General features: G+C 47.0%; 24 protein-coding genes. 15 read left to right on the top strand and 9 right to left on the bottom strand.

Annotation, left to right across the window (positions count from 1 at the left end; translation table 11 throughout):
- Positions 1 to 87: 87 nt before the first annotated feature.
- Positions 88 to 1,986, top strand: coding sequence for a biosynthetic arginine decarboxylase (gene speA / locus E7746_RS03610; RefSeq protein ID WP_123395997.1), 1,899 nt, complete (start codon positions 88 to 90; stop codon positions 1,984 to 1,986).
- Entirely contained in the window at positions 1,958 to 2,767 is an 810-nt protein-coding gene (gene truA / locus E7746_RS03605) for a tRNA pseudouridine(38-40) synthase TruA (RefSeq protein ID WP_168184289.1), read from the top strand. The genes speA and truA overlap by 29 nt, the downstream gene beginning before the upstream one ends.
- Here truA and E7746_RS03600 read toward each other — a convergent pair.
- On the bottom strand, positions 2,764 to 3,627 hold the full coding sequence (locus E7746_RS03600; protein WP_136409862.1) for an RsiV family protein: 864 nt from the start codon (positions 3,625 to 3,627) through the stop codon (positions 2,764 to 2,766). The genes truA and E7746_RS03600 overlap by 4 nt on opposite strands.
- A 312-nt stretch (positions 3,628 to 3,939) precedes the next feature.
- On the opposite strand from E7746_RS03600, the gene E7746_RS03595 reads away from it, so the two are divergent.
- The 6 genes from E7746_RS03595 to E7746_RS03570 all read left to right on the top strand — a co-directional run bounded on the left by E7746_RS03595 (position 3,940) and on the right by E7746_RS03570 (position 9,545).
- Positions 3,940 to 4,176: an acyl carrier protein gene (locus E7746_RS03595; protein WP_123396000.1), complete on the top strand. Its 237-nt coding sequence runs from the start codon at positions 3,940 to 3,942 to the stop codon at positions 4,174 to 4,176.
- 31 nt (positions 4,177 to 4,207) lie between these two features.
- On the top strand, positions 4,208 to 5,470 hold the full coding sequence (gene fabF / locus E7746_RS03590) for a beta-ketoacyl-ACP synthase II (RefSeq protein WP_136409861.1): 1,263 nt from the start codon (positions 4,208 to 4,210) through the stop codon (positions 5,468 to 5,470).
- 355 nt (positions 5,471 to 5,825) lie between these two features.
- Positions 5,826 to 6,197: an acyl-CoA thioesterase gene (locus E7746_RS03585; RefSeq protein WP_238337318.1), complete on the top strand. Its 372-nt coding sequence runs from the start codon at positions 5,826 to 5,828 to the stop codon at positions 6,195 to 6,197.
- Positions 6,198 to 6,201: 4 nt separating this feature from the next.
- Entirely contained in the window at positions 6,202 to 7,302 is a 1,101-nt protein-coding gene (gene dprA, locus E7746_RS03580) for a DNA-processing protein DprA (RefSeq protein WP_136409859.1), read from the top strand.
- 59 nt (positions 7,303 to 7,361) lie between these two features.
- Positions 7,362 to 8,237, top strand: coding sequence for a nucleoside phosphorylase (locus tag E7746_RS03575; RefSeq protein ID WP_136409858.1), 876 nt, complete (start codon positions 7,362 to 7,364; stop codon positions 8,235 to 8,237).
- A 57-nt stretch (positions 8,238 to 8,294) separates the two neighbouring features.
- On the top strand, positions 8,295 to 9,545 hold the full coding sequence (locus E7746_RS03570) for a CobW family GTP-binding protein (RefSeq protein ID WP_136409857.1): 1,251 nt from the start codon (positions 8,295 to 8,297) through the stop codon (positions 9,543 to 9,545).
- A 19-nt stretch (positions 9,546 to 9,564) separates the two neighbouring features.
- Here the strand turns inward: E7746_RS03570 and E7746_RS03565 are convergent, their stop codons facing one another.
- The 5 genes from E7746_RS03565 to E7746_RS03545 are packed head-to-tail and all read right to left on the bottom strand — an operon-like array spanning position 9,565 to position 14,966.
- A complete protein-coding gene (locus E7746_RS03565) occupies positions 9,565 to 10,638 on the bottom strand; it encodes an LptF/LptG family permease (RefSeq protein WP_123396006.1) in 1,074 nt (357 codons plus the stop codon).
- Between the two features lie 23 nt (positions 10,639 to 10,661).
- Entirely contained in the window at positions 10,662 to 11,792 is a 1,131-nt protein-coding gene (tgt, locus tag E7746_RS03560) for a tRNA guanosine(34) transglycosylase Tgt (RefSeq protein ID WP_136409856.1), read from the bottom strand.
- 42 nt (positions 11,793 to 11,834) lie between these two features.
- Complete coding sequence (locus tag E7746_RS03555) at positions 11,835 to 13,166, bottom strand: M16 family metallopeptidase (RefSeq protein WP_136409855.1); 1,332 nt, start codon at positions 13,164 to 13,166, stop codon at positions 11,835 to 11,837.
- The gene (gene kdsB / locus E7746_RS03550; protein ID WP_136409854.1) at positions 13,166 to 13,927 is read right to left on the bottom strand and encodes a 3-deoxy-manno-octulosonate cytidylyltransferase; all 762 of its coding nucleotides are present in this window, start codon (positions 13,925 to 13,927) and stop codon (positions 13,166 to 13,168) included. Before kdsB ends, E7746_RS03555 begins: the two co-directional genes overlap by 1 nt.
- 13 nt (positions 13,928 to 13,940) lie before the next feature.
- Entirely contained in the window at positions 13,941 to 14,966 is a 1,026-nt protein-coding gene (locus tag E7746_RS03545; protein ID WP_168184288.1) for a lysylphosphatidylglycerol synthase transmembrane domain-containing protein, read from the bottom strand.
- 208 nt (positions 14,967 to 15,174) lie between these two features.
- On the opposite strand from E7746_RS03545, the gene E7746_RS03540 reads away from it, so the two are divergent.
- The 6 genes from E7746_RS03540 to E7746_RS03515 all read left to right on the top strand — a co-directional run bounded on the left by E7746_RS03540 (position 15,175) and on the right by E7746_RS03515 (position 21,909).
- Positions 15,175 to 16,353 (top strand): hypothetical protein, encoded by a 1,179-nt coding sequence (locus E7746_RS03540; protein WP_136409853.1) that lies wholly within the window; start codon positions 15,175 to 15,177, stop codon positions 16,351 to 16,353.
- Positions 16,354 to 16,393: 40 nt separating this feature from the next.
- The gene (gene hisS, locus E7746_RS03535; protein ID WP_123396012.1) at positions 16,394 to 17,761 is read left to right on the top strand and encodes a histidine--tRNA ligase; all 1,368 of its coding nucleotides are present in this window, start codon (positions 16,394 to 16,396) and stop codon (positions 17,759 to 17,761) included.
- 230 nt (positions 17,762 to 17,991) lie between these two features.
- Positions 17,992 to 19,659, top strand: a complete 1,668-nt coding sequence (locus E7746_RS03530) for a hypothetical protein (RefSeq protein WP_136409852.1) — start codon at positions 17,992 to 17,994, stop codon at positions 19,657 to 19,659.
- 210 nt (positions 19,660 to 19,869) lie between these two features.
- On the top strand, positions 19,870 to 20,256 hold the full coding sequence (locus E7746_RS03525) for a hypothetical protein (protein ID WP_136409851.1): 387 nt from the start codon (positions 19,870 to 19,872) through the stop codon (positions 20,254 to 20,256).
- A 31-nt stretch (positions 20,257 to 20,287) separates the two neighbouring features.
- On the top strand, positions 20,288 to 21,478 hold the full coding sequence (locus E7746_RS03520; protein ID WP_123396014.1) for a C10 family peptidase: 1,191 nt from the start codon (positions 20,288 to 20,290) through the stop codon (positions 21,476 to 21,478).
- Between the two features lie 2 nt (positions 21,479 to 21,480).
- Positions 21,481 to 21,909 carry a BACON domain-containing protein gene (locus E7746_RS03515; RefSeq protein ID WP_136409850.1) on the top strand — a complete coding sequence of 143 codons (429 nt, stop codon included), beginning with the start codon at positions 21,481 to 21,483 and terminating at the stop codon, positions 21,907 to 21,909.
- Positions 21,910 to 21,981: 72 nt separating this feature from the next.
- On the opposite strand, the gene E7746_RS03510 is transcribed toward E7746_RS03515, so the two are convergent.
- A complete protein-coding gene (locus E7746_RS03510) occupies positions 21,982 to 23,325 on the bottom strand; it encodes a sodium-dependent transporter (protein WP_136409849.1) in 1,344 nt (447 codons plus the stop codon).
- Positions 23,326 to 23,327: 2 nt separating this feature from the next.
- On the bottom strand, positions 23,328 to 24,710 hold the full coding sequence (locus E7746_RS03505; protein ID WP_136409848.1) for a sodium-dependent transporter: 1,383 nt from the start codon (positions 24,708 to 24,710) through the stop codon (positions 23,328 to 23,330).
- 107 nt (positions 24,711 to 24,817) lie between these two features.
- Between E7746_RS03505 and E7746_RS03500 the strand changes: the two genes are divergently transcribed.
- Positions 24,818 to 25,243 (top strand): VanZ family protein, encoded by a 426-nt coding sequence (locus E7746_RS03500; RefSeq protein WP_136409847.1) that lies wholly within the window; start codon positions 24,818 to 24,820, stop codon positions 25,241 to 25,243.
- Here E7746_RS03500 and E7746_RS03495 read toward each other — a convergent pair.
- Positions 25,218 to 26,255 (bottom strand): TlpA disulfide reductase family protein, encoded by a 1,038-nt coding sequence (locus tag E7746_RS03495; protein ID WP_136409846.1) that lies wholly within the window; start codon positions 26,253 to 26,255, stop codon positions 25,218 to 25,220. The two genes, E7746_RS03500 and E7746_RS03495, sit on opposite strands and share 26 nt — an antisense overlap.
- Positions 26,256 to 26,287 lie beyond the last annotated feature (32 nt).

The following is a 26,287-nucleotide window of genomic DNA, read 5'->3' as shown; positions in this document are numbered from 1 at the left end:
ATATCCTTTTATGAAATTATTACACGGAAAATCGTAAATTTGTAGAATCATTTAACCAAAAACTTTCTAAATTCAATTTTTCAGCCGATGAGAAGATGGCGAATTGACGACAGCGCAGAGCTGTACAATATCAACGGATGGGGATTGACCTATTTCTCCATTAACGAAAAGGGACACGTACAGGTGACCCCTCGTGAAGGCTATGCCTCGGTCGACATCAAGGAGGTGCTCGACGAGCTCCAGGTGCGTGATGTGGCAGCCCCGGTATTGCTTCGTTTTCCCGACATTCTCGACAACCGTGTCGAGAAGATATCGAGGTGCTTCAAACAAGCGGCCGAGGAGTACAAATATAACGCACAGAATTTCATCATATACCCGATAAAGGTGAACCAGATGCGACAGGTGGTGGAGGAGATCGTGTCACACGGCAAGAAATTCAACATCGGACTTGAAGCCGGCTCAAAACCTGAGCTTCATGCTGTGCTCGCAATCAACATCGATGAAAACGCCCTCATTATATGCAACGGCTACAAGGACGAGGACTACATCGAACTCGCCCTGCTTGCACAGAAGATGGGTCGCCGCATATATCTTGTCGTAGAGAAGCTTAACGAGCTGACTCTCATAGCCGAAGTTGCCAAGCGACTGAAGATAATGCCTAATATCGGAATACGCATAAAGCTCTCCAGCTCAGGCTCGGGAAAGTGGGAAGAATCGGGAGGCGACCAGTCAAAATTCGGTCTTAACTCAAGCGAACTCCTGCAGGCTCTCGACTTCCTTGTGAAAAACAAGATGACCAGCTGCCTGAAGCTTATCCATTTCCACATCGGAAGTCAAATTACAAAGATACGCCGCATCAAGAATGCGCTGCGCGAGGCTACACAATTCTATGTGCAGCTTACAAAAATGGGATTTGACATCGAATTTATCGACATAGGCGGAGGACTCGGGGTCGATTACGACGGCACCCGCAGTTCGGCAAGCGAAAGTTCGATGAACTACTCAATCCAGGAGTATGCCAACGACTCGGTGTCGGCACTCGTTGACGCCTGCACTAAAAATGGGCTTAAACAGCCTAACATAATAACCGAAAGCGGACGCTCGCTTACGGCTCACCACTCCATACTCATATTCGAGGTACTCGCCACCACATCCCTGCCCCAATGGGACGATCGTGAGGAAATAAGCCCCGACGACCACGAGTTGGCACGTGAGCTGTACGACATCTGGGACAAGCTAAACCAGCCGCGAGTATTCGAGAGCTGGCATGATGCACTTCAGATACGCGAAGAAGCACTTGACCTCTTCAGCCTCGGAATGCTCGACCTGCGCACACGCGCCCAAATCGAGAAACTGTTCTGGTCGATAGCACGCGAAGTGGGTGAAATAGCATCAACGATGAAACACGCACCCGAGGAGCTGCGAAAAATCGCAAAGATGATACCCGACAAGTACTTTGCCAACTTCTCTCTGTTCCAGTCGCTGCCCGACTCATGGGCCATTGACCAGGTGTTCCCCATAATGCCCATATCGCGTCTTGACGAAAAGCCCACGCGTAATGCCACGATACAGGACATCACCTGCGACTCCGACGGAAAGATAGCCAACTTCATATCCAGCCACGGCACATCGACATCACTCCCCGTGCACACCCTGCGCAACAACGAGTCCTACTACATCGGAGTATTCCTCGTCGGAGCCTATCAGGAGATTCTCGGCGACATGCACAACCTGTTTGGCGACACCAACGCCGTGCACATAAGCGTCTACAAGGACCGTTACGAAATCGATCAGATAATCTACGGCGAAACCGTGGACGAAGTTCTCGACTACGTGCAGTACAATCCCAAGAAACTCGTGCGTAACGTGGAAACATGGGTTACCGCCTCAATGAAAGCCGGTCGCATTTCGCCCGAAGAAGGCCGTGAATTCCTCAGCAACTACCGTTCGGGACTATATGGCTACACCTACCTTGAAAACGATTGAAGCCGACGACATGTCACATAATCAACGTTACTTCATGCGCCTCTCCTACAGAGGCGCATCTTTTCACGGGTGGCAGTCACAGCCCAATGCCGTAAGCGTCCAGTCGGCAATCGAACTCGCCATGTCACGAGCATTGCGCACTCCGATAAAAATAACCGGAGCGGGACGAACCGACACCGGTGTCAATGCCCGGCTCATGGTAGCACACTTCGACTTGTCGCAACCCATTACCGACAAAGCCGCGTTATGTCGCAGCCTAAACGCAATGGTCGGGCCCGACATAGCCATCGAGGGAATCTACGAAGTAGCGCCCGATGCACATGCTCGGTTCGACGCCACATCGCGCACCTATCACTACTACACCCACACGGGAAAGTCGCCGTTTCTCTACCCGCTGAGCTGGCAGGAACCCGCATCACCGCTCAACTTCGACATGATGAACCGCGCGGCGGCAATACTGCTCGACATCGACGACTTCACCTCATTTGCCAAACTGCACTCCGACAACAAGACCAACATCTGCAATGTCACACATGCCGAGTGGTCGACAGTCGACGGTGACGCGTCACGCCATGCATTCGTCATTACGGCCGACCGCTTCCTCCGCAACATGGTGCGTGCGGTAGTGGGCACCCTTATCGAGGTGGGACGAGGCAAGATGACGCTCGACCAGTTCAAAAAAGTGGTTGAGGCTCATGACCGATGTGCCGCCGGAACATCGATGCCGCCTCAACCGCTATTTCTTTGGGATATAACCTACCCCTTTGAATATATTTACTAAAAATCAGTCGTGTTGAATATGTTCAACACCTCGGGAGTCAGCTGGTCGCTTATCTCATAGAAAGGAATCCTCACATCGACACTGCCTTCACTGTAAGGTGCTATCTCGTACGGGTTATAGTGAAACACCACATCATATCCCTGAAGATACACATTGTGCGACACATATATCTGATCGCTGAAAAATCCCTTGGCGTCAAGCTCCTTCAATGTCGACACACCGTTGTCGGCCATCAGCTCGCTCTTTATAGCCTTAAGTAACGCGTCACCTGAATCGGGCTTGAACATTACATTGGCATCGATTACCCGGCCCTTGTCAAGATCGTAGGTTAGATAACGCGAGTTGGTGAGTCCGTGGGCTCCGCCGTCATATACGCTCGTCAACACCTCATATACCACATAGTGACGGCTGAAAGTAACGACCGATGAGATCATGTCACGCATATACACCATCGCACCTTCATTGGGCAGCGAGTCAATAGGCTGCATCGTGAACAGATCGGCACCCTCAGGGTTCTCTCCCGCTCTCACCATCGATTCATCGATGTTTATTGCCGGATCGTCAAACATCATCGACAACAGCGAGTCCTGAAGCACCTTTATATTGCAATCACCCATCTTCTCAGGCCATTGCACAGCCATCCTTACAACACTGAACACAGGTATCGAATCGTCAAACACCGCCGAAGCCCCTTTGCAGGCATAGGTACGATCAAGTGTCTTGATTGTCTGCTTTACCTCAAAGTTGACAATACCCTCGGTAGTAACCGAAGCATCGTTATCTCCTTTCGATGCCGATTGACTGCAAGCCGACAAAATCAGCAACCCGGCAACCATAGGCGTGTAAAATTTCAAATTCATTTTGCTATATATTATTTTATTGTACAATATGCAACAATTGCATCCTGCATTACACAGTAACTAACGTTAGTATAACAACGCACATTCCTTTTTGCTTATTTCCGTAACATATTTGTAACCCTCCGGCGGGTTGTTTATTATTATATATATGTATATTCACACGAAAAATTGACCAATTAATAGGTAAAATCAACCTAATTGCGCAAAAAAGCAACTTTGTGCATAGAAAAGTTTTAGTAATTCGATTAAAATTACTTACTTTGCACTGCAAAATCGCAAAAAACATTTATTAATAATAAAATTTTTACAACTATGTCAGAAATTGCATCTCGAGTTAAGGCTATTATCGCTGACAAGCTCAACGTTGACGAAAATGAAGTAACTGAAAACGCAGAATTCACCAAGGACCTTGGCGCAGATAGCCTCGACACCGTTGAACTCATCATGGAGTTTGAGAAAGAATTCGGCATCACTATCCCCGATGACAAGGCTGAAGGCATCACTACAGTTAAGGATGCTATCGACTACATCGAAGCTGCAAAGAACTAATTTTTTACACTCTGACTTCCTTATAAATTAAATGGAATTAAAGAGAGTTGTTGTAACAGGTCTTGGAGCGCTGACACCCATAGGCAACGATGTGGACACCACATGGAAGAATGCCCTCGAAGGTGTAAGCGGAGCCGGACCTATTACCCATTTTGACGCCTCAAAGTTCAAGACTCAATTCGCTTGTGAGGTTAAAGGCTTCAATGTAGCCGATCATTTCGACCGCAAGAAAGCCCGCACCCTCGACCTCTATGCACAGTATGCTCTCGTAGCTGCCGAGCAAGCAGTGAACGATGCCAAGCTTACCGACGAGGACATCAACAAGGATCGAATCGGAGTCATCATTGCAGCAGGCATCGGCGGACTTCACACATTTGAAGAAGAAGCCGGATACTATGCAATGCACGAGGACATGGGGCCAAAATACAATCCTTTCTTCATCCCCAAGATGATTGCTGACATTGCATCGGGTCACGTATCCATGCAATATGGCTTCCACGGCCCCAACTATGGTGTCGTTTCGGCCTGTGCATCATCAACCAACGCTCTTATCGACGCATTCAACCTAATCCGTTTGGGCAAGGCCGATGCCATTGTCACAGGCGGTGCCGAGGCTGCAATCTTCCCTGCAGGCGTTGGAGGCTTCAACTCTATGCACGCATTATCGACTCGCAACGACAGCCCTGAAACGGCATCTCGTCCCTTCAGCAAGTCACGCGACGGTTTTGTAATGGGTGAAGGTTCGGCAGTCCTCGTACTCGAGGAGCTCGAACACGCAAAGGCACGTGGCGCCAAGATATACGCTGAAGTTATCGGAGGCGGTATGTCGGCCGACGCTTACCACCTTACCGCAACCCATCCCGAAGGACTCGGAGCAAAGCTTGTAATGCAGAATGCTCTTGAGGACGCAGGTTTGAAGCCCGAAGAAATCGATTATATAAATGTTCATGGTACATCGACACCGGTCGGCGATGTTTCCGAGGTGAAAGCCATCAAGGAAGTGTTTGGCGACCATGCCTATAAGATGAACATCAGTTCCACCAAGTCAATGACCGGACACCTGCTCGGTGCCACCGGAGCTCTCGAAGCCCTCTTCTGCGTGAAGTCGGTGCAGAACGACATCGTTCCCCCCACCATCAATCACGACCCAGAGGATCAGGACGAAGAGATTGACTACAACCTCAACTTTACATTTGACAAAGCGCAGAAGCGCCCGGTAAACATCGCCTTGTCCAACACATTCGGATTCGGCGGTCACAATGCCACTGTCATTGTAAAGAAATATGCCGAATAATCGACATTAACCTAATACATCGCAGCGGACGGCCTTTTGGTCGTCCGCTGCTCTTTTTTATTCTGACAAACACATATATAAAGTCGATTACGCGCCAAGACATTATGTCTGGCACGCAATCAAATTACAAACATCAAACAAAGTTTAATAATCCCGCCGCTACGCGACACCAATTACAAACCACCAAACAGAATCATCAACAAATTCTATTGCAATAGGCAATGTGTGCCGTATTGCCCTTTTATAACACCTCTTGTCAATTAATGGTTCACACGAAATTATGAATAAATAAAAATAGTATGAATTTTTTTTGTTAAATTTGAGCATGGATAAAAAATATATCTTTCAACTTGAAATGAAGGTACGTGATTATGAAGTCGATTCCGAAGGAATCGTAAACAATGCCATATATCTTCACTATCTCGAACACACCCGCCATGAATTCTGCGAATGGGCGGGACTCTCATTCCGTGCCATGCACGAGCAAGGCATCGACCCCGTCCTGAACAAGGTCGAAATCACCTACAAGACCCCGCTCCGTCTTGGCGAGCGATTTGTGAGCAAACTCAACATAACGCGCAACGGAGCGCGATTCGTATTCATTCAGGACATATACAACATGCAGGGGCAGCCCGTAGTAACATCCAAGGTGAGCTGTGTCGCGACACGTAACGGACGACTCACCCGAGGTGACGAACTTGCCGAAGCGTTCAAGAATTATCTGTAATTAAATGACCGATCCCTATCTCATAGCATTTGCATCGTTACGCTCCATCAATCGCCGATTGGCCGAGGAAATACTTTCCCGCACCGGCGACGAAGCGACATTCTTTACCCTCCCCAAGAGTAAGCTGTCGGCAATAATGGGGTGCTCCAATCGGCTATTCGACTCCGATTACCGCGCCGAGTTGATGCAACGTGCCCGAAATGAGGCGCGATTCATCGATGAGAACAGGATTCACACACTATATTTCCGCAACAGCGACTATCCTTCGCGATTGACTGAGTGCGACGACGCACCACTGATGCTTTACACTCTTGGAGAGTGTGACATCAATGCCCGTCACATAATCAGCATCGTGGGAACGCGTCACGCAACACCTTACGGCGTCGACTTCGTAACGCGCCTCATCGACGACCTCGCGGCAAAGCTCGACTCTCCGCCCGTTATCGTGAGCGGACTTGCTTATGGCATCGACATAGCCGCCCATCGGGCCGCCATGAATGCCGGGCTGCCTACCGTTGCAGTCCTGGCCCACGGCCTTAACACCATATACCCTGCGGCTCACCGTAACGCGGCAGCCGAAATAGTGCATAAAGGAGGCATGCTCGTCACCGACTACATGTCGAAAAGCGTTATGCACAAAGGCAATTTCGTGGCTCGCAACCGCATTGTAGCCGGGCTTGCCGACTGCCTCGTCGTAGCGGAATCGGCCGAAAAAGGTGGTGCACTCATCACTGCAGGCATCGCAGCGGCCTACAACCGCGATGTCATGGCACTTCCCGGAAGGACATCCGACAAATACAGTCGCGGATGCAACCGGCTGATAGCATCCAACGTAGCGGCACTCATCGACGGTGCCGATGCGCTCATCGAGGCGATGCAGTGGAAATCAAAGCCGACCGAAGGCACACAAGAGGAGCTGCCCGTCACGATGTCACCCGACGAACAATCGATAGCCGACTACCTCACCGCCAATGGCGAGGGATGCATCAATGAAATGTGCGTCACGCTCGGCATCCCCATAAGCCGATTGATGACTACGCTTATCGACATGGAGTTCAAAGGCATTATTATCACCTATCCCGGCGGTAAATACCGACTTTCGTAAAACATCACAGGCTGTGTGCGCGTTAGATTCTATATAACAACCAAAATTCAAAGACTATCATGAGCACTAAAAAAATTCAACCATCAGAAATGATAATCAATCCCGACGGTACAATCTTCCACCTACACCTTCTTCCCTCCCAGTTGACCGACCGAATAATCCTCGTGGGCGATCCGGGACGAGTAAACATGGTAGCTGAATTTTTCGACACCAAGACATTTGAAGTGTCGTCACGTGAATTTCACACCATAGGTGGCACCTATAAGGGAAAACCCATAATGTGTCTTAGCCACGGCATAGGCCCCGACAACATCGACATTGTGATCAACGAGCTCGACGCACTTGCCAACATCGACTTCGCCACCCGTGAAGTAAAGCCTGAACACCGCACACTCACCCTCGTGCGCATAGGCACATCGGGAGCGTTACAGCCCGAACTGATTGTCGGCACACCCGTCATAGCCGCTCATGCAATAGGATTTGACGGTGTGCTCAACTACTATGCCGGACGCAACGAAGTGTGTGACATCGACTATCAACAGGCTTTCTGCGATTATGTACACTGGAATCCGTTATGGGCAAAGCCCTACGTAGTGCCTGCCGACAAGGAGCTTGTTGAGCGCATAGGCCGTGACGACATGGTGAGAGGTCACACTATATCGGCTGTAGGTTTCTATGGCCCGCAAGGCCGCGAACTTCGATTGCCGCTCGCCAATCCCGACTTGAACAGCCGCATCGAGAAGTTCCGTTACAACGGCGAACCCGTCACCAACTACGAAATGGAGAGTGCGCCATTGCAGGGACTGTCACTGCTGCTCGGACACAAGGCGATGACCGTGTGCTCAATAATCGCAAATCGCGTGTCGACCAACGCAACACCCAATTACAAAACAGCAATTCACGACTTGATAAAGACCGTGCTCGAACGCATCTGACCCACAGTCGGCGACACGGTCAAGAACTATCCGACAAAACATCAACATAACATCGAAATGAATCGTAAAGCTACACCAATCCTGCTGCTCACGGGCTATCTCGGGAGCGGTAAGACAACTTTGCTCAATCACATTCTCTCCAATGAACGAGGCATTAAGTTTGCCGTAATCGTAAACGACATCGGCGAAGTCAACATCGACGCAACCCTCATACAGAAAGGCGGAATCGTAGGACAGGACGATTCCGGCGACCTCGTGGCGTTGCAGAACGGATGTATATGCTGCACATTGAAGATGGATCTCGTAAAGCAGTTGCAGGACATCGTCGCTACACGCAAATTCGACTATATCGTAATCGAGGCAAGCGGAGTGTGCGAGCCCGCACCTATCGCGCAGACCATCGACGCAATGAGTCAGATGGACGACTATTCAACCGTATTCGGCATAAAGCCTCCCTATCTCGACTGCATCGTAACCGTGGTCGACGCCCTTCGCATGAAGAGCGAATTCAGCTGCGGCAACTCACTCACAAAGCATGACATCGACCAGGACGACATAGAGAATCTCGTAATTCAACAGATTGAGTTCTGCAACATAATCCTCCTCAACAAGATATCAGAAGTCACGCCCGAAGAGGCCGGACTCATAAAGAGCATCATACGCACCCTACAGCCAAAGGCCCGTATTATAGAGTGTGACTATGCCGATGTTCCGCTTGAGGACATAATCAACACACGGCTCTTTGACTTCGAGTCGGTGGCCACTTCGGCGACATGGGTGCATGAGATAGAAAAGCCTCTTGATGATGATGATGACGATGACGACGAGCATGAATCGCATCATCACCATCATGACGAGCACCACCATGATGAGCACCATCATCATTGCGACTCGCATCACCATCACCACCATCACGATGGAGAGGGTGAAGCCGAAGAATACGGTATAGGGACATTTGTCTACTTCCGCCGCCGTCCGTTCAACTTTGACAAGTTTGACCGTTATGTCAACATGAATTGGCCGGCAAACGTAATACGCACCAAGGGCGTGCTCTACTTCAGCCACAATCGTGACATGTCGATTCTTTTCGAGCAAGCCGGTGTACAGAAGAAAATTACCGAAGCGGGTCTGTGGTATGCAACAGCTCCCGAAGAAGAACTACGCCAATTGATGCAATACGAGCCCGGACTTGCACGCGACTGGGATGATGTCTACGGCGACCGCATGATCAAACTCGTGTTCATCGGTCAGCATCTCGACCGTGACGCAATAGCATCGGCACTCGATGCCTGTCTGGAGAAAGAGTGATTGCACTCTTTCTCCTACTCTATCCTGCCGATGCACGGCGATAGAGCACAATACCTATTATTATGTAGATTACATTGGGAATCCACATCGCTACAAATGGCGATGTGTAACCCGATATTGCAAATGACGATGTAACGGTAGTGAACAGGATGTAACTGAAGCTGAGCACAAGGCCTATGCCAATGTTTATACCCATTCCGCCCTTGACTTTCTTGGACGAAAGCGACATTCCTATCAGAGTCAATATGAACGCTGCCGCGCATATCGCATAGCGGCGTTCATTCTCTATTTCAAATGACTTTATATTGGCCACACCACGCAATTTCTGACGGGCTATATACTCCTGAAGCTGCGGGGAGGTCATCTTCTCATGGTCGGTTTCCGATATCAGGAAGTCCCTCGGCTCAATGGGGATGATGGTATCGAGGCGCGAACCCTTGGTTATCTTTTCAGTCATTCCCTCGATGTCACGTATCATGTAGTCACGCACCTGCCATTGATAAAGTGTATCCCACTTTATGGTTGTGGATGTGAGTCGCGACACAAGCTTCTTGCCGTCAAACTTGTCAAGCGAGAATCGATATCCGGTCTTTGTCGTATTGTCAAATCGGCTCATATAGGCAATTTCGCCCGGAGCCACCATGAGCTGAATGTTGCTGCCGTAGTCTACGCGCTTATTCTTCACGTAGGTATTGGTGTATTCAAGTCGCTTGATGTTGGCCGGCGGTATGATATAGGCGCTCAGCACCCATGTTGAAGCGGCAATTACAGCAGCCGAAACCATGTATGGCACCATAAGTCGCTTAAAGCTGACGCCCGACGACAGCATCGCTATTATCTCGGAATTGTCGGCAAGCTTGGATGTGAAGAATATCACCGCAATAAATGTGAAGAGCGGGCTGAACTGATTGGCAAAATAGGGGAGGAAGTTGAGGAAGTAGTCAAAGACGGTAGCCTTCAACGGAGCTTTCAGGAATGCGTCAAGCTTCTCGTTGATGTCAAACATCACCGTTATGGCCAGAATCAGCACGATTGCAAATATATACGTGCCAAGGAACTTCCTTATTATGTATCGGTCAAGAATCTTAAACATGGCAGTCTTTCATCAAGTTTAGGTCACAACCGACGAGTGACACGTTCAACCATCACATCCTTCCACGCCTTGAAGTCACCGGCAAGAATGTGCTTGCGTGCTTCGCCCACAAGCCACAGGTAGAATGCCAGATTGTGTATCGACGCAATCTGCATACCCAAAATCTCCTGTGCGGCAAAGAGGTGACGCACATAAGCCTTCGTATAGAAACGGTCGACATAGCTCGGGCCGTCCTCCTGCAGGGGCGAGAAGTCATCGGCCCACTTCTTGTTGCGCATATTCATGATGCCGTGGGCGGTAAAAAGCATTCCGTTTCGGCCGTTACGTGTAGGCATCACGCAGTCCATCATGTCGACACCTCGTTCGATCGCTTCAAGTATGTTGGCCGGTGTGCCGACTCCCATCAGGTAACGCGGCTTGTCGGCGGGAAGTATCTCATTGACTACCTCGATCATGTCGTACATCACCTCGGCAGGTTCCCCTACGGCCAGGCCGCCGATGGCGTTACCGTCGGCGCCAAGGTCGGCAACCGTCTTGGCCGACTCACGGCGCAGGTCGGCATAAGTGCATCCCTGCACAATCGGGAAGTAAGCCTGCGAGTAACCGTATCGGCCCTCGGTTTCCTTATATCGCTTCCATCCGCGTTGGAGCCATCGCGTGGTAAGTCCGAGTGATTTCTTGGCGTAATCGTAGTCGGCTGTTCCCGACGGGCACTCATCGAGCGCCATCATTATGTCGGCACCTATCGAGCGCTGTATGTCGACAACGCCCTCAGGCGTGAACAAGTGCTTAGACCCGTCGATGTGACTGCGGAAATAGGCACCCTCCTCTTTCAACTTTCGGTTGGCCGACAACGAAAAGACCTGAAAGCCTCCACTGTCGGTGAGTATGGGCTTTTTCCAGCCGTTGAACCGGTGCAGTCCTCCGGCGCGTTCCAGGATGTCAATGCCGGGACGCAGATATAGATGATATGTGTTGCCCAGAATTATCTGAGCCCTTATGTCTTCGTCCAGTTCACGCTGATGTACGGCCTTTACCGATCCCACGGTGCCTACAGGCATGAATATAGGGGTTTCTATGGGGCCGTGATCGGTTGTTATCAATCCGGCTCGCGCATTACTGAACTTATCGGTAGCTTGTAACTCAAATTTCATAATAGAGTGCAAATTTACTATCTTTGGCGGCAAAAAGCAACTCTAAGAGCGTGCATTTGCACTATTTACACAATCGCCGGCCACTGCAATAGTCAATTTGTCGACCGACAGATGCTCACGCGCCACTTCGGCAAGCCGTTGAGGTGTCAGCGAATTTATGGCATCGACCTGTTGCTCGAAGTATTTGTCGGGGGTGAACGCCACTTTTTGGTTTATGTAGTAGTCCATGATGTCAAATGCCGAATCAAGTGTCGACGCAAGGCTCGACATTGCGTAACGCTGCAACCGTTGCATTTCGCCCGTTGTGAAATCGCCCGTGCCAAGACGCTCTATCTCCTTGATTGACTCATCGATCAAAACATCGACATAACGATTGTCGGTAGATGTGGCAATCTGCATCAGACCGCCTTCGGGATGTCCGAGCAGATAGGACTGGATGCCATAGGTGTAACCCTTGTCCTCCCTTATGTTACGCATCAGCCTGCTGCCGAAGTATCCGCCAAGCGCCATAATGAGCAGCCGCAACTCTATGTAGTCGGGATGTTGGCGGCTTATTGTGGGAATGCCCATGCGCACGGCACTTTGAAGCATACCCTCCATCTCAATTAACCGTCGTGAATCATTCTCAGCCTTGAACGGCACAAACTTAAGCTCTACGCCACGGCTTGAATCAATGTCGATCGAGCCGAACGTGCGGTTGACAAGCTCCTCAAGCTCCGGCGTGACATGACCGGCAAGATAGAGCGTCATCGTGGGTGCTCCCTCACCGTTACGACCGGGTCGATAAGTGCCCTCATAGTTACGTGCCGCGTCATCGACAGTCATCGACAGTACATTATCGGGAGTGTCCATCCTTGCAAGCGGATGATTGTCACCCATCAGCAACCGGTTTATCTCGCAAGTGGCATAGTATTCCACTTTCTCGCGCAGGAGCTCGATGGTGCGTGCCGTTTTCTCCTTTATTACGCCCCACTCCCTTTCGGGAAATGACGGTTCCACAATCATTTCGGCCAAAAGCGGCATCACATTGTCGGCCCGTGAATTAAGCGTAAACAGGTTCATGAACGCATGGTGGGAATTGACACCCGAAGCAATGCGGGCACCGTTGAATTCGATGCGGTCGGCTATTTCCACGCCGGAGTGATGTCGGGTTCCTTCCTGCATCAGGCTCAATGTCATTGTAGGCAACGATATCGAGGGTGACTCGGCTATACCCCCGTCCCACACGCAGGTAAGTCGGCACACATCCTGGCTGCCGTGGTCGATAACCTTAAGCGGCAACCCGTTGTCAAGCGTCATGACACGTATCGACGGCACGCTCAGATGTCCGAAGCTGCTCACCTGTGGAGGAGTTTTTCTGTCAGGGTGCTGCATTATTGCTTTTCTTCAAGAGTTTTACAAAGTTCAACGGCTCTCTTCAAGTCATCGGGGGTGTCGATGCCTATTGTAGGACACTCGGTCACACCCACCTTTATCTTATAACCGTTTTGCAGCCATCGAAGTTGTTCAAGCGACTCGGCAAGTTCAAGCGAACTTTGATGAAGCGAAGTCAACTCGGCAAGAGTTGCAGCCCTATAGGCATACATACCCACATGAGTGTAGAAGGTGCATCGGTCGATCCACTCCTGCCACTTAAAGTTGCGCACATAGGGGATTATGGAGCGGCTGAAGTAAAGCGCATTCATGTTGTCGTCAAACGTGACCTTGGGGGTATTGGCATCAAACAACGCCTCAAAGCCCAGCGCCGGATCAAACTTGCGCACGAGAGTGGCTATGCGTGTCGACTCGTCGTCGAAGCAACGTTTCACCTCAGCTATCTGCGACGGATCGATAAACGGTTCATCGCCCTGGATGTTTATTACCACATCGGCATCGGAACCTATGTTGCAATAGGCCTCATAGCATCGGTCGGTGCCGCTGCGATGGGTTGCAGCCGTCACGACAACCCTGCCGCCGAAACCTTTTACCGCCTCGGCAATGCGGTCGTCGTCGGTCGCCACATACACTTCGTCAAGCTCCATTGAAGCACGACGATACACCCGCTCTATCATCGTCATTCCGCAAATGTCGGCAAGCGGTTTTCCGGGGAAACGTGATGACGCATAACGCGCCGGTATGATACCAATGAATTTCATAACTCTACTCTATTTATTTGATCTGTTTTTTATCTCTTTTCTTAAGCCACGACGGCACTATGCACACACCGATTATGAGGTAGACATAGTAGGTGATTATGCGCCAGAACAGTGCGATTATCAGAGCTATTCCGGCATTTTGGAGCATATCGCCGTAGTATTCGGTAAACAGCCATTCGCTCACACCGCTGCCGCCGGGCGTGGGGCTGAACATCAGTATGGCCCACACTACAAACTGACGGCCAAACACCACAAGCTGGTCGGCCGAGGGCACAAAGCCGAGAAACAAGGCATTTACGACAAGATAACGCGATATCCACGACACTGTCGTCGCGGCAAACGCCTCAATCCACCATCCGGCTGAACGGTGTCGTAAATCCTTGGAGGTGGCGACCATGCTGTCGCCAAGCGAAATGACGGTAGGCTGCCATCGGCGCAGCAACCTGAATCCGAAGAGCCACACCAAAGCCTTGCGTATTGCATGAGGCTTAACAATTATACCCACAAAGAGCACAACGGTCCAAAGCAATATAAGGGCATATACACACCAGAACACCCAACGGATTCCTATCTCAAACTGACTGTGACCGAAACCAAAAAGCTCCTTTGACGGCACAAATGCCACTATAAGCGGACATGACAATACAAAGAAGAGCTCGTCAAGGAACAGCGTAGTCATTGTCAACGTAGTGGCACGACCGAGATTAACACCTTCACGATGAAGGAATATCATGCCGAGCGACGAGCCTCCTACAGTCGACGGAGTAATAGCCGAGGTAAATTCACACATCATGCACACCCTCACTGCCGGCCCCCATCGGAGCTCCTTGTCGGTCAGCACCCTGAATCGCCAACTATAACCGAAGTCACGCCCCAGCATGAACACCCACGCCAAGGCAATGCCCCATATAACGCGATTGGTGAAATGCACCGTGTGCCACACTTCGGGATCAAACTCCCTGTAGAAGAGCCACACTACGACACAAAGCCCTATGGCTACAGGGACCAGCACCCTCCAAAGGCCTAATCGTGATGACATTTCTTTATCGGATTCAGTAAACCTTGTCATTTTTCTCTCCGTATCGCTGACAATTATTCTACTACAAAGTTAACCCCTTTATCCCTAATTAGGAAATAATTTATCGCTTCATTCACTATGAGCCCGCATGACGATTGAAAAGGCAACGATTTTGCAGGAACGTGACAAATAATTAAATTTGCTCCGCTATTTAAGCCGACTACCAATCATGAACATAATAAAGACCATACTAAAGCTTGCGGCAGGCCTGATAATAGGCGCTTCGGCGGGAATGATATTCGTGACGCTGGGAATTGTCATTTTCACCGACATGTCGTTCGACACTTTTCTTCACAAGCTTGCGACAATAAATATAAGCGACGGAATAACCGGAGGTGCGATAGGAGTATTGAGCGCAATCATAGCGGTGCCCTTACTTGTATTGATACATGAAGGAGGGCATATTGTGTGCGGTCTTATATCGGGGTATCGCTTCGTGTCGTTCCGCATATTCAACATGACGCTGATAAAGGATAACGGACGACTGCGCATCAAGCGTTACGCCATAGCAGGCACAGGCGGACAGTGCCTGCTCACCCCACCCGACAAACCCGACGACAAAGTACCCGTAATCCTTTACAATTCAGGCGGAGTATTGGCCAACTTACTCGCGCTGATAGCGGCTTTAGCCATTCTGCTGACCGTTGAGCTGAAGACATTCGTTCATGAATTTATATTGATATTCATCTTCATCGACATTATCTTCATCATAATAAACGGGGTGCCGATGAAAGTAGGCGGCATAAGCAACGATGCAATGAATGTCCTGTCATTGTCACGCAACAAGCTTGCCCGGCGTGGATTCATCATGCAACTCCGCGCCAATGCCCTGATTCAGGAAGGAATACGCCCCAAAGACATGCCTCGGGAATGGTTTATCGACACGGGCGCAGTCAACTACAAGGATGCGCTTGAGTTCTCAATGGACATGATGAGGGCGTCGCGACTGCTCGACATGATGCAATGGGAGGAGGCATACAGGTTGTTCGATGAATTCTACCGTCACAAATCGGAGATAATCCCAATCTATGCCAAAGAGGTGGAGTGTGAGCTTCTGTTTACTTCGCTTGTCACAGGACGCATCGAACAGGCCCGAGAACTATTCACCGACGAACTGAAAAAGTACATAACGCAATATCAAAGCATGATGTCGTCAAAACCGAGAGTGCTTTGCGCCGTGGCCCTATTCATGGAACATGACCGAGCCAAAGCCCTGTCAATATATGAGTCGGTGCAGCGACATAGCGATGACTACCTGATGCAAGGCGAGGTGCTAAGCGACCTCGACATAATGAAAACGATTCTCAACGACAACACTGCCGAGGATTGTGTTGCATCTTTGGCATAAAAAGGGTAACTTTGCGCCAAAATAAATTCACTTAAAGACTATGGCTCAGAAACCTTCAATTCCCAAGGGAACGCGTGACTTCTCGCCCATCGAAATGGCGCGACGCAATTATATATTCGACACAATACGTGAGGTGTTCCATCTATTCGGATTCCGTCAAATCGAAACTCCGGCAATGGAGAACCTGTCAACACTTATGGGGAAATACGGCGAAGAAGGCGACAAGCTCCTCTTTAAGATTCTGAACTCGGGCGACTACCTGCGCGGAGCCGACCCCGCACTGCTCGACGCCCGCGAAAGCACCGGCAAGCTCACATCGCAACTGTGTGAAAAGGGATTGCGTTACGACCTCACGGTTCCATTTGCGCGTTACGTTGTCCAGCACCGTAACGAACTTCAGTTCCCTTTCAAGCGATTCCAGATTCAGCCCGTGTGGCGTGCCGACCGACCGCAGAAAGGCCGTTACCGCGAATTTTACCAATGTGACGCCGACATTATAGGCTCCGACTCGCTCATCAACGAGATTGAGCTGCTCCAACTCATCGACCAGGTGTTTACACGCCTCAACATAAACGTGACGATAAAGCTCAACAACCGCAAGGTACTCGCCGGAATAGCCGAACTGATAGGCGCACCCGACAAGCTTGTCGACATAACTGTGGCCATCGATAAAATCGACAAAATAGGCATCGACAACGTGAACGCCGAGCTGCGTGAACACGGACTCTCCGATGAAGCTATCAACGCCCTGCAGCCCATCCTTTCAATCTCGGGAAGCGTAGCCGAGCGACTCGCCACAATGGAGGGCATCCTCGCCTCTTCGGAAATAGGACGAAAAGGCATCGAGGAGCTGCGCGAAGTCATCGGTGGCACCGAAAGACTCGGACTCAATGCCGAGCTCGACCTTGATGTGTCGCTCGCACGAGGCCTCAATTACTATACCGGCACAATAATCGAGGTAAAGGCTTGTGATGTTGCAATAGGCTCAATCACCGGCGGCGGCCGATATGACAATCTTACCGGCGTATTCGGAATGCCGGGCGTGTCGGGCGTGGGCATATCGTTCGGAGCCGACCGCATCTACGATGTTCTCAATGCACTCGACCTCTATCCGGCCGACGCACTCGACACGGTCAAGGTGATGTTTACCAACTTCGGCGAGAGCGAAGCCCGTGCATCGATGCAGATGATAAAGCATCTTCGCACAGCCGGAGTGTCGGCCGAGATATTCCCTGAAAATTCCAAGATGAAAAAGCAGATGGCTTATGCCAACGCATTGGCAATACCATTCGTTGCCATAGTCGGAGAAACCGAACTTGCCGAAAACAAGGTAACGCTTAAAAACATGACAACGGGCGATCAGGAACTCCTCACCCTCGAAGAGTTGATAAAACGCCTCGCCGACTAATAATAACACAAACAACGTACATAATAAAGGCCTTCAGCACTACGCCGAAGGCCTAATTTTTATAGTTTCACACCTCACAAGACGCAAATCAATCACAAATATTTGCAAAGTCACATTACAAAAAGTAGAGATTTCGCTTAATTTAAATCAACATTATATTTAGTATTAATTTTATAAACGATAATATTAATCAATAAAAATATTATATTTGTACAATATATATCAAATCTATGAAATATTATATTAAGTTATTATTTGCTATACTCATTCCGATTTTTATTGCTTGTTCAGATTCAACAACAAAGAAAAATCTTATTTTAGCAGAATCATTAATGACAGAACAACCTGATTCTGCCTTATCCATATTGCGCAATATAAATTCAACTTCACTGAAAGGATATAACCAGGCCTTATATGCTGTATTATATTCTCACGCTCAATATCGCAATTATATTATTGAAATGAACGATTCGTTAATATCTATTGCTGTAAACTATTTTCGAGAACATAATGACAAGAATCATCTTATGACGGCCCTATATTGCCAAGGAAGAATCCGCGTTTATAATGGTAATTATAGCGGAGGGATGATATCATCAATCGAATGTGAAGAAATTGCCTTACAATTAAAGGATAATTATTATTTAGGTAGAGCATATGAATTAATGGGTGAAATATTCAATGAAACATATGACGATGAAAAAGCCATTGACAAACTACACAAATCAGCTGAACATTATAATAAATCAGGGAGAAATGACAATTACCGTTATGTCATGATTGATTTAGCAGCAAGCTATGCCAACCATGGAGAATACAATAGATGTATCGAGTTATCTGACAGTATAATGGACAATTATATTAATGATAAATCGCTTATAAATTACGGCAAATATCGACAATTAATCTCTTTATATAAATTACAACAATATGATAGATTAATGGATAATATAAATTTTTTATTTAAAAACTCAGACAAACAATCTATTCCCAATTGCTATATATACCTAATACGACTTGCCATAAGTCAAAAAAAATTAGATTTAGCAAAATTCTATTTAAGTGAGCTAAAATCTTTAGAAGATAACTATGACCAGTTAACATTAAAACAAATGGAATATGAATATGCAATAGGCTGTAATAACTATAATGACGCATTAGAAATAATTCTTGATTTACAAACTAAAAAAGATTCTATTTTTTATTCTATAATTGAAAATAATGTTCCAAGTGCTATTAGTGAATATTATAAATATCGCTCTTTGAAATCAGAGTCTGATATTGAAAACCATAAGATAAAAATATTATTGTTAATTGTAATTTCTATTTTTATATTATGCAGTGTAATATATTATCTTCATGAAAAAGTAAAACATAAAGAATATAAATTAAAACAACAAATACACGAATTGAAGGATTCAATTTCAACACTAAATATTAAAAATAGCTCAATTACAAAAAATAAACAATACAGCGAACGTCTTCAAAAGAGTATTGCTAGATTAATTAAAGAAAAATTTGAGATTGTAAATAATATTTGTGATGAATTATTCGCATATAACGATGATGAACCTAAACAAAAACAGAAAATAATAGCGCGTAAAGCTCAACAGATAATCGAGGATATGAAAGGTCATAAATTCAGATCTGAACTTGAGCATAACCTAAACCAAGACTTAAACGGAATCATAACAAAACTTAGAGAAGAAATGCCTCAGCTCTCCAAATATGATATTAATTTTCTTATTTACACTTTTGCTGGATTCTCAACAAAATCAATTTGCATATTCACCAACTTAAAAAGGCCTAGTGTATATTCCAAAAAGAAGAGATTGAAAGAGTATATTATCAAATGTAACCCCCAAAATGCGAATTTATTCGTATGTAACATACACTAAAACGCTACATTCCAATTAATTACTTATCCAATTATCCTTTCGACATTTTAATTCCATGATTATCAAAGCATTACTCATTTGCATGAATAATAATTTTATATCCCCTGAAAATCAACGCATTATACTCCTATTTGCATAATATCTCTAAATATTTTCCTCTTTGAAATATTTTTTATCTGCCTTAAATTTGTGTAAAACAAATTAACATTTATGAAAAAAATATTTCTTACATTACTATGCATTGTTTCTGTGGCATTTAATTGGTCACAAATTAATGCTGAAAACGAATCTGAGTGCAACAATAGTGTTATTAATATTACTATTAGGGAGAAACCAGATTCTAATATTAAACCACATGATGAAACTATTTCTGTTGTATCATGGTACCATAATGATACTATTAACTTCTCATTTGAATCTTATGAAGGGAATGCCTGGTTTTCAATAACAAACATTAATACCGGTCAAAAATATACATGTTCATATTCCACGCTTCAACATCCTATAAGTATAAATATAGGAAATACATCTGGTATTTATCAAATAAATATAAAAACCACTATTGGCTCCGAATATGAAGGTTGGCTAACTCTTTAAAACATCATTTTAAACACTAACAATTTTAATTATGAAAAATTTACTATTTATTCTATCATTTTTCGTCCTATTTGGATGCAATAATGAATCTCCATTATTATTTCAAGAAAAAGTAAATCAACAATCCGACAAAGCAATCGAATTAATGTGCGAGTTTTGGTATAGGACCAATCCCAACAGTAGATCAGAAGCTAAGCCGATGGTTATTTCAGTGAAAGATGAATCTATAACATTGAAAAATTATCTGAATAATAAAGATATTGATTCTATTGCGGAGATAAAAGGTATAAACTTTGATACAATTCGCACATCAATAAGTATTATTGAATTCATTGTTAATGGGGAAAAAGGATTTTCTATAGTTTCAGACGACTACAGATTGAATAAGGTTTATGCATTCTGTGAAAAAGGCAGTATTACTGATACCATTTCAATTCCCACACTTAAGTTAGTAATTGACGACATTCAACATTTAGTGCAATCTGATATAATTGAATATTACAATACATCCAATTATTCCAGAAGCAATATTAATGAAGAAATACTTATAGACCCTATAGTAAAAACTCAATGGGGACAAGGACATCCATACAATGATAAAATACCCGTATGCTATACAGAAAATCACAATCACAATATGCCGTTAGGATGCGTATCTACTGCAGTTGCTCAAGCAATAACTAAATGTAAACATTATCTAGGAGAATCACGGGAAACATTAGCTATGCAATTTGACTTTCTAACTGAAATCGCAAGAATTGAAGCGGGCACATATAGAGGCGAATATGTAGCTCCATTCACTAAAGAAATCGCATATGGATGCAAAACTAAATTTGGGTGTAATTCAAGTTCTGCGACATTAAAAGATGCATATAATTATTTAAAATGGCAAGGATACAATTGTAGTTATGCAAATGGAGAGATAGATGATAATGGACTGATTAATAATCTAAAAAAAGGCTATCCACACATAATAGGAGGAATTTCTAATGATAACGAATTCGCACATGCTTGGATTATTGATGGATATTCTAGTAAATATAGGCCTATTTCATCTAGAAATCAACGTTTAATCCTTGAAGTGCTTTACCATTGTAATTGGGGCTGGGATGGCAATTGCGACGGGTGGTACGCATGCGATGATTACCCATCATCATCATCTGATCCAAGAAATAGGACATATATTTCTAAAAAAGAACACATATACATATATGGATTTTAGCTATGAGAATACCCAAGATTTTATTTATCGGGTGGTTGATGACAGTGTTGTTGACCGCCTGCAAAGATGATGAAAAGGAATATGTTGACCGATTCTATCATTACACATTTGAGAACGAGGACATAACGGTTGACGGCAAAGAACAAACCGTGAATCTGACGATAACCGCCGAAAATAAGAGCGATTCATGGAAAAGCGCATGGTGGGTGTGCAAATTTGAAATTACCGACGGTTCAGGCAACACAGTCGAAGTTAAGAAACCCGCCAAGGATATGACCGGAGAATGGTACACCATGTCGTCTAATGACAATAACATCAAAATCGAGCTCAAGCCCAACGATACAGGCCACACAAGATCGCTGAAAATAACAATCGGGGAATACGGTTACGAGGAAGATACTATCGTAGTGACGCAGACGAGTCAACAGTAACAATCAACAGCAACGGCGCGGAAAATGAATCCCGCGCCGTTGTCGTTATATAGATCCGTGACGGCTATATTATCAGATGATATCAAGACCGGAAAGGAACACAAGCGCAATGCCGGTGGGAGCGACATAACGCAGGCATATTACAATCACCTTATAGATCCAGCCCTTGATTGAGCCTGTACCGCGCAATTGCTCACGAAAGACACGGCGGTCAAGAAACCAACCGACAAATATCGATATGAGCATACCGCCGAGCGGAAGGAATATGTTGCTCGTAACGTAATCAAACAATCCGAAGAACGACTGTCCGAATATCAACACATTGCTCAACGGGCCGAATGAAAGAGCGCACAATGTGCCAAGCACCATGGCTATGCCAGCATTAAGCAGCGTCGCCTTGCGTCGGCCAATGCCGAATTGCTCGGTAAAGAATGCAATGCATATTTCACTCATTGAGATAGTCGAGGTCAATGATGCTACCATGAGCAGGAAGAAGAACAGTGCCGACCAGAATACGCCGCCGGGCATCTGATGGAAGATGGCGGGGAGAACCTCAAACACCAGTTTGGGGCCGGCTGCCGGTTCGGAGCCGTAGGTAAACACTGCCGGGAAAATGATGATACCGGCCAACACAGCTACAACAGTGTCAAGCACAGCTATAATCGACGCGCTCTTCACGAGCGGAGTGCGGTCGGAAAAATAACTCGCATAGGTCATCATGGTGCCAAGACCGAGCGACAGCGAGAAGAATGCCTGTCCCAATGCACCAATAAGCACCGAGGAGTCGACCTTTGAAAAGTCGGGGTTGAAGAGGAATCGCATTCCCTCGCCCACTCCGGGCATCAACAACGAGTTGATGCAGAATACAATCAGAATAAGGAACAAAACGGGCATAAGGATGTTGGAAACCTTCTCGATTCCACTCTGAACGCCACGCAACAGTATCACGGCATTGGCAAGCAGGAAAATAAGAGTCCACATCACAGGCTTAAGACCGGTGGAGAATGTGTCAAACGAAGAGTGACGCTCGCCCTCGGCAATAGTGTCGATGGCACCTGTAACCGATTGCACGAAGTATTCCACCGTCCATCCGGCAACGACCGAGTAGAACGACAGAATGAGTATCGACGACAAGATGCCCATGTAGCCTATCCACGCCCACTGTCGGGTTGAATGTAGCTTGCGGAATGCACCGAAAATGTTGCTGCGCGCACCGCGTCCCATGATGAATTCGGCACAGATGACGGGGACGCCGATCAAGAATATAAACACGATGTAGAACAGAAGGAACGCTCCGCCGCCGTGAACACCGGCTTCATAGGGGAAACGCCATATATTGCCAAGTCCTACAGCCGAACCAACGGTAGTGGCAATCACCCCGAGGCGGGTTACAAATTGAGCACGTGATTCAGCCATGTCTATTCAAAGATTTTTGCAAACAAGATAACGGCAATCAATATGGGAGCTACAAAACGAACCACAAAGAGCAATGTCGTATAGATGCGTGTCGATATCGAGCCGTGATTGGTGAGTTCATTATAGAAATATCCCTTCGGTGCAAACCATCCGAGATAGATGCACGTGAATATTGCAACGAGCGGTAGCATATAGTTGGTGGCCGTGTTGTCAAGGAAGTCAAACAGCGTGAATCCAGCAATCCTGAAATCGGACAGCGAACCCTGCGACAAAGAGCAAAGCGTGCTGAGTACAAACAATGGAGCTATCACCGCTATACATGCCGTAGTACGATGCAGCTTAAAACGATCCTGCATAAAGGCTATCGACACCTCGGCAAGCGAGATTGTGGATGTGAGCGCGGCCACAAGCAGAAGCAGGAAGAACAGAATCGACCACAACTGCGTGACGGGCATCTGTGCAAACACTTCGGGCAGCGTGACAAATACCAATGTAGCACCTTCAAGACCTCCCTCATCGAGTCCGAACGACTTTACCGCCGGGAAGATGATGACACCCATCATGATTGCCACAAGCAGGTCGAGCATCGACACCGTTACAGCCGTGCGGGTAAGCTTGGTGTTCTTGGGGAAGTAACTTGAATAGGTGATTAGAATACCCATACCGAGCGATAGCGAGAAAAATGCCTGTCCGAGTGCATTCACCACTACCGACGGCGTTATCTTTGAAAAGTCGGGATTGAGGAAAAATTCCAATCCTTCCATTGCCTTGGGGAATGTGAGTGACACGCCGGAAAATATCAGCAACAACAGGAAAAGAAGCGGCATGAGGATATTTGACATCTTCTCAATACCTTTCTGAACTCCCATCATCAATATTCCGGCATTGATGAGCAACATTATATAGGTCATTATCACCGGACGGCTGTCCTGAACGATAAACTCCTGCATACGCAGCTTAAACTGCTGCTCAAGACCTTCGACTCCTGCATTGGCCGCTACGGCATTGATAGGCTCATACAGGTAACCGGTCACCGACTGCCACAGATACTCAAGCGTCCATCCGGCAACAACCATGTAGAAAGAGAGAATCAGATAGGAGGCGAGGATGGCCACAGCTCCTACAATCCACCAGCCACTGTGAGGCGACAGCTTGCGAAATACCCCGACGGCATCGCTTCGCTTGCCACGGCCTAATGAAAACTCGGCCAGCATGACCGGTATACCGAGTAAAAATACACACGCTATATAGAGTAGCAAAAACGCCGCTCCACCATTGCTCTGAGTTTCGGCAGGGAAACGCCACACGTTTCCGAGCCCCACGGCCGAGCCCACCGTTGCTGCTATTAGTCCTATTTTACTGCCAAATTGCGCTTTTCCGGCCATATTTTCAATTTTTGAGGTATAAAATTAGCTAAAAAGTTACAATATGCCACACTACAACGACTGAAATATATAATTTGTCATTAATTTTGCATAAAAATTTAGTAAAAATGAAATTAACCAAATTTTTGACCTCACTTCCTCCCTGCATATTCTCGGTCGTTTGCATTCTGGCCGTCCTTTATCTCACACTCGTTCCCCGCCCGCTTCCCGACATGGATATTCCGCTCTTTCCGGGGGCCGACAAGGTTGTACACGCCATAATGATGATGGGCATAATGCTGTGTCTGTCATTCGATTATATGCGCAAAAAGCGGAACCCTCAAAAGAAGGCTCCGCTCGTTATATTATTGTTGTTTCTTATCGCCACAATAGCCTTCGGCGGAGCTATAGAGCTGCTCCAAGGCTTAATGGCAATGGGACGCGGCGAAGATGTCTATGATTTCATTGCCGATGCAGCAGGTGCAATAATCGGCTTTATCATAACGGTCGTCGCATGGCGTCGCACACTTATTTGGCTACAGGAGTGTAATTAGCCATTGTTTCGCGCACAACCTTGCGAAGTGAATCGCCCTGCATTCCGCGAGCCACGATCACGCCTTCGGGGTCGATGAGCATAATGTGGGGTATACCCGAGATACCGTATATGTCGGTAGGCACTGTCTGAGCATTCAGAATCTGCGGCCAGGGAAGTTCAAGCTGCTCGATAGCCTTGACTGAAGCGTCCTTCTCGTCCCACACGGCAACGCCGAGAACCTGAAGGCCCTTAGAACCGAATTCCTCGTAAAGCTCCTTGATTACAGGCATTTCACGACGGCAGGGACCACACCAGCTTGCCCAGAAGTCGACAAGAGTGTACTTACCGTTACCTACATAGTCGCTAAGACTCTGAGCCGAATCGCCTTCGATAGTAAAGTCAACATAACGGTTGCCTGCAGCAGTAGCTGCAGCACGCTTCTTCATATCGACAAGGTCGGAGATGCGCTTATACTCGCCAAATGACGGATAGAGTGCAAGCACGCTGTCAAGCTCCTCGGAGCTGAAATCGTAGGCACGTGACAAAAGGACATAGTAGCCTACGGGGTTGTCGTTGTTATCGGCAACAAACTTGTCGCTCATCACCTGGAAATCATTGTATATAGCGGCACGCAACGAGTCGCTGTCGGCATCGCCATAAGCGATTCCCACCGAGTCCTCATTGTGACGGAAATCGGCAAACAGCTGGTTAAGCGGTGTTCCCGAAGGCATGGCTTCGTCATCGAGCACGATGTCGCCCTGCTCCACAACAAGAGTTCTGCTGCGCTGTCCGCCTACAATAAGACGAGCAAGCACGGGACTGTCAATAGTTCCCTTCAAAAATACTTTTCCATCGGCTACAACCGCACTGTCAAGTAGGTCGCCATTGTCGTAGTTGACGATGTAGGCCATTTTTCCATTGGCTTCGTCACCAACATTAGCACTAACACTGTAATCGCCTCCGGCAGGCTTGTTCTGAGAACAAGAGATAGCCAAAAGCACTGCTCCGCAAGCAAGTAGTTTACTCCTCATTTTTCCTTATATAAAATATTAAAAAATATAAC

It is taken from the genome of Muribaculum gordoncarteri (assembly GCF_004803695.1).
In the GTDB taxonomy this organism is placed as follows: Bacteria; Bacteroidota; Bacteroidia; order Bacteroidales; family Muribaculaceae; genus Muribaculum; species Muribaculum gordoncarteri.
The sequence above is the reverse complement of the archived record's forward strand: the minus strand, read 5'-3'. Positions and strand labels throughout refer to the sequence as shown.

What these genes read in the sequence shown, in the direction of transcription:
- speA (WP_123395997.1), top strand. Translation starts at nt 88, where the DNA reads ATGAGAAGATGGCGAATTGACGACAGCGCAGAGCTGTACAATATCAAC.
- truA (WP_168184289.1), top strand. Translation starts at nt 1,958, where the DNA reads ATGGCTACACCTACCTTGAAAACGATTGAAGCCGACGACATGTCACAT.
- E7746_RS03600 (WP_136409862.1), bottom strand. Translation starts at nt 3,627, where the DNA reads ATGAATTTGAAATTTTACACGCCTATGGTTGCCGGGTTGCTGATTTTG.
- E7746_RS03595 (WP_123396000.1), top strand. Translation starts at nt 3,940, where the DNA reads ATGTCAGAAATTGCATCTCGAGTTAAGGCTATTATCGCTGACAAGCTC.
- fabF (WP_136409861.1), top strand. Translation starts at nt 4,208, where the DNA reads ATGGAATTAAAGAGAGTTGTTGTAACAGGTCTTGGAGCGCTGACACCC.
- E7746_RS03585 (WP_238337318.1), top strand. Translation starts at nt 5,826, where the DNA reads ATGAAGGTACGTGATTATGAAGTCGATTCCGAAGGAATCGTAAACAAT.
- dprA (WP_136409859.1), top strand. Translation starts at nt 6,202, where the DNA reads ATGACCGATCCCTATCTCATAGCATTTGCATCGTTACGCTCCATCAAT.
- E7746_RS03575 (WP_136409858.1), top strand. Translation starts at nt 7,362, where the DNA reads ATGAGCACTAAAAAAATTCAACCATCAGAAATGATAATCAATCCCGAC.
- E7746_RS03570 (WP_136409857.1), top strand. Translation starts at nt 8,295, where the DNA reads ATGAATCGTAAAGCTACACCAATCCTGCTGCTCACGGGCTATCTCGGG.
- E7746_RS03565 (WP_123396006.1), bottom strand. Translation starts at nt 10,638, where the DNA reads ATGTTTAAGATTCTTGACCGATACATAATAAGGAAGTTCCTTGGCACG.
- tgt (WP_136409856.1), bottom strand. Translation starts at nt 11,792, where the DNA reads ATGAAATTTGAGTTACAAGCTACCGATAAGTTCAGTAATGCGCGAGCC.
- E7746_RS03555 (WP_136409855.1), bottom strand. Translation starts at nt 13,166, where the DNA reads ATGCAGCACCCTGACAGAAAAACTCCTCCACAGGTGAGCAGCTTCGGA.
- kdsB (WP_136409854.1), bottom strand. Translation starts at nt 13,927, where the DNA reads ATGAAATTCATTGGTATCATACCGGCGCGTTATGCGTCATCACGTTTC.
- E7746_RS03545 (WP_168184288.1), bottom strand. Translation starts at nt 14,966, where the DNA reads ATGTCATCACGATTAGGCCTTTGGAGGGTGCTGGTCCCTGTAGCCATA.
- E7746_RS03540 (WP_136409853.1), top strand. Translation starts at nt 15,175, where the DNA reads ATGAACATAATAAAGACCATACTAAAGCTTGCGGCAGGCCTGATAATA.
- hisS (WP_123396012.1), top strand. Translation starts at nt 16,394, where the DNA reads ATGGCTCAGAAACCTTCAATTCCCAAGGGAACGCGTGACTTCTCGCCC.
- E7746_RS03530 (WP_136409852.1), top strand. Translation starts at nt 17,992, where the DNA reads ATGAAATATTATATTAAGTTATTATTTGCTATACTCATTCCGATTTTT.
- E7746_RS03525 (WP_136409851.1), top strand. Translation starts at nt 19,870, where the DNA reads ATGAAAAAAATATTTCTTACATTACTATGCATTGTTTCTGTGGCATTT.
- E7746_RS03520 (WP_123396014.1), top strand. Translation starts at nt 20,288, where the DNA reads ATGAAAAATTTACTATTTATTCTATCATTTTTCGTCCTATTTGGATGC.
- E7746_RS03515 (WP_136409850.1), top strand. Translation starts at nt 21,481, where the DNA reads ATGAGAATACCCAAGATTTTATTTATCGGGTGGTTGATGACAGTGTTG.
- E7746_RS03510 (WP_136409849.1), bottom strand. Translation starts at nt 23,325, where the DNA reads ATGGCTGAATCACGTGCTCAATTTGTAACCCGCCTCGGGGTGATTGCC.
- E7746_RS03505 (WP_136409848.1), bottom strand. Translation starts at nt 24,710, where the DNA reads ATGGCCGGAAAAGCGCAATTTGGCAGTAAAATAGGACTAATAGCAGCA.
- E7746_RS03500 (WP_136409847.1), top strand. Translation starts at nt 24,818, where the DNA reads ATGAAATTAACCAAATTTTTGACCTCACTTCCTCCCTGCATATTCTCG.
- E7746_RS03495 (WP_136409846.1), bottom strand. Translation starts at nt 26,255, where the DNA reads ATGAGGAGTAAACTACTTGCTTGCGGAGCAGTGCTTTTGGCTATCTCT.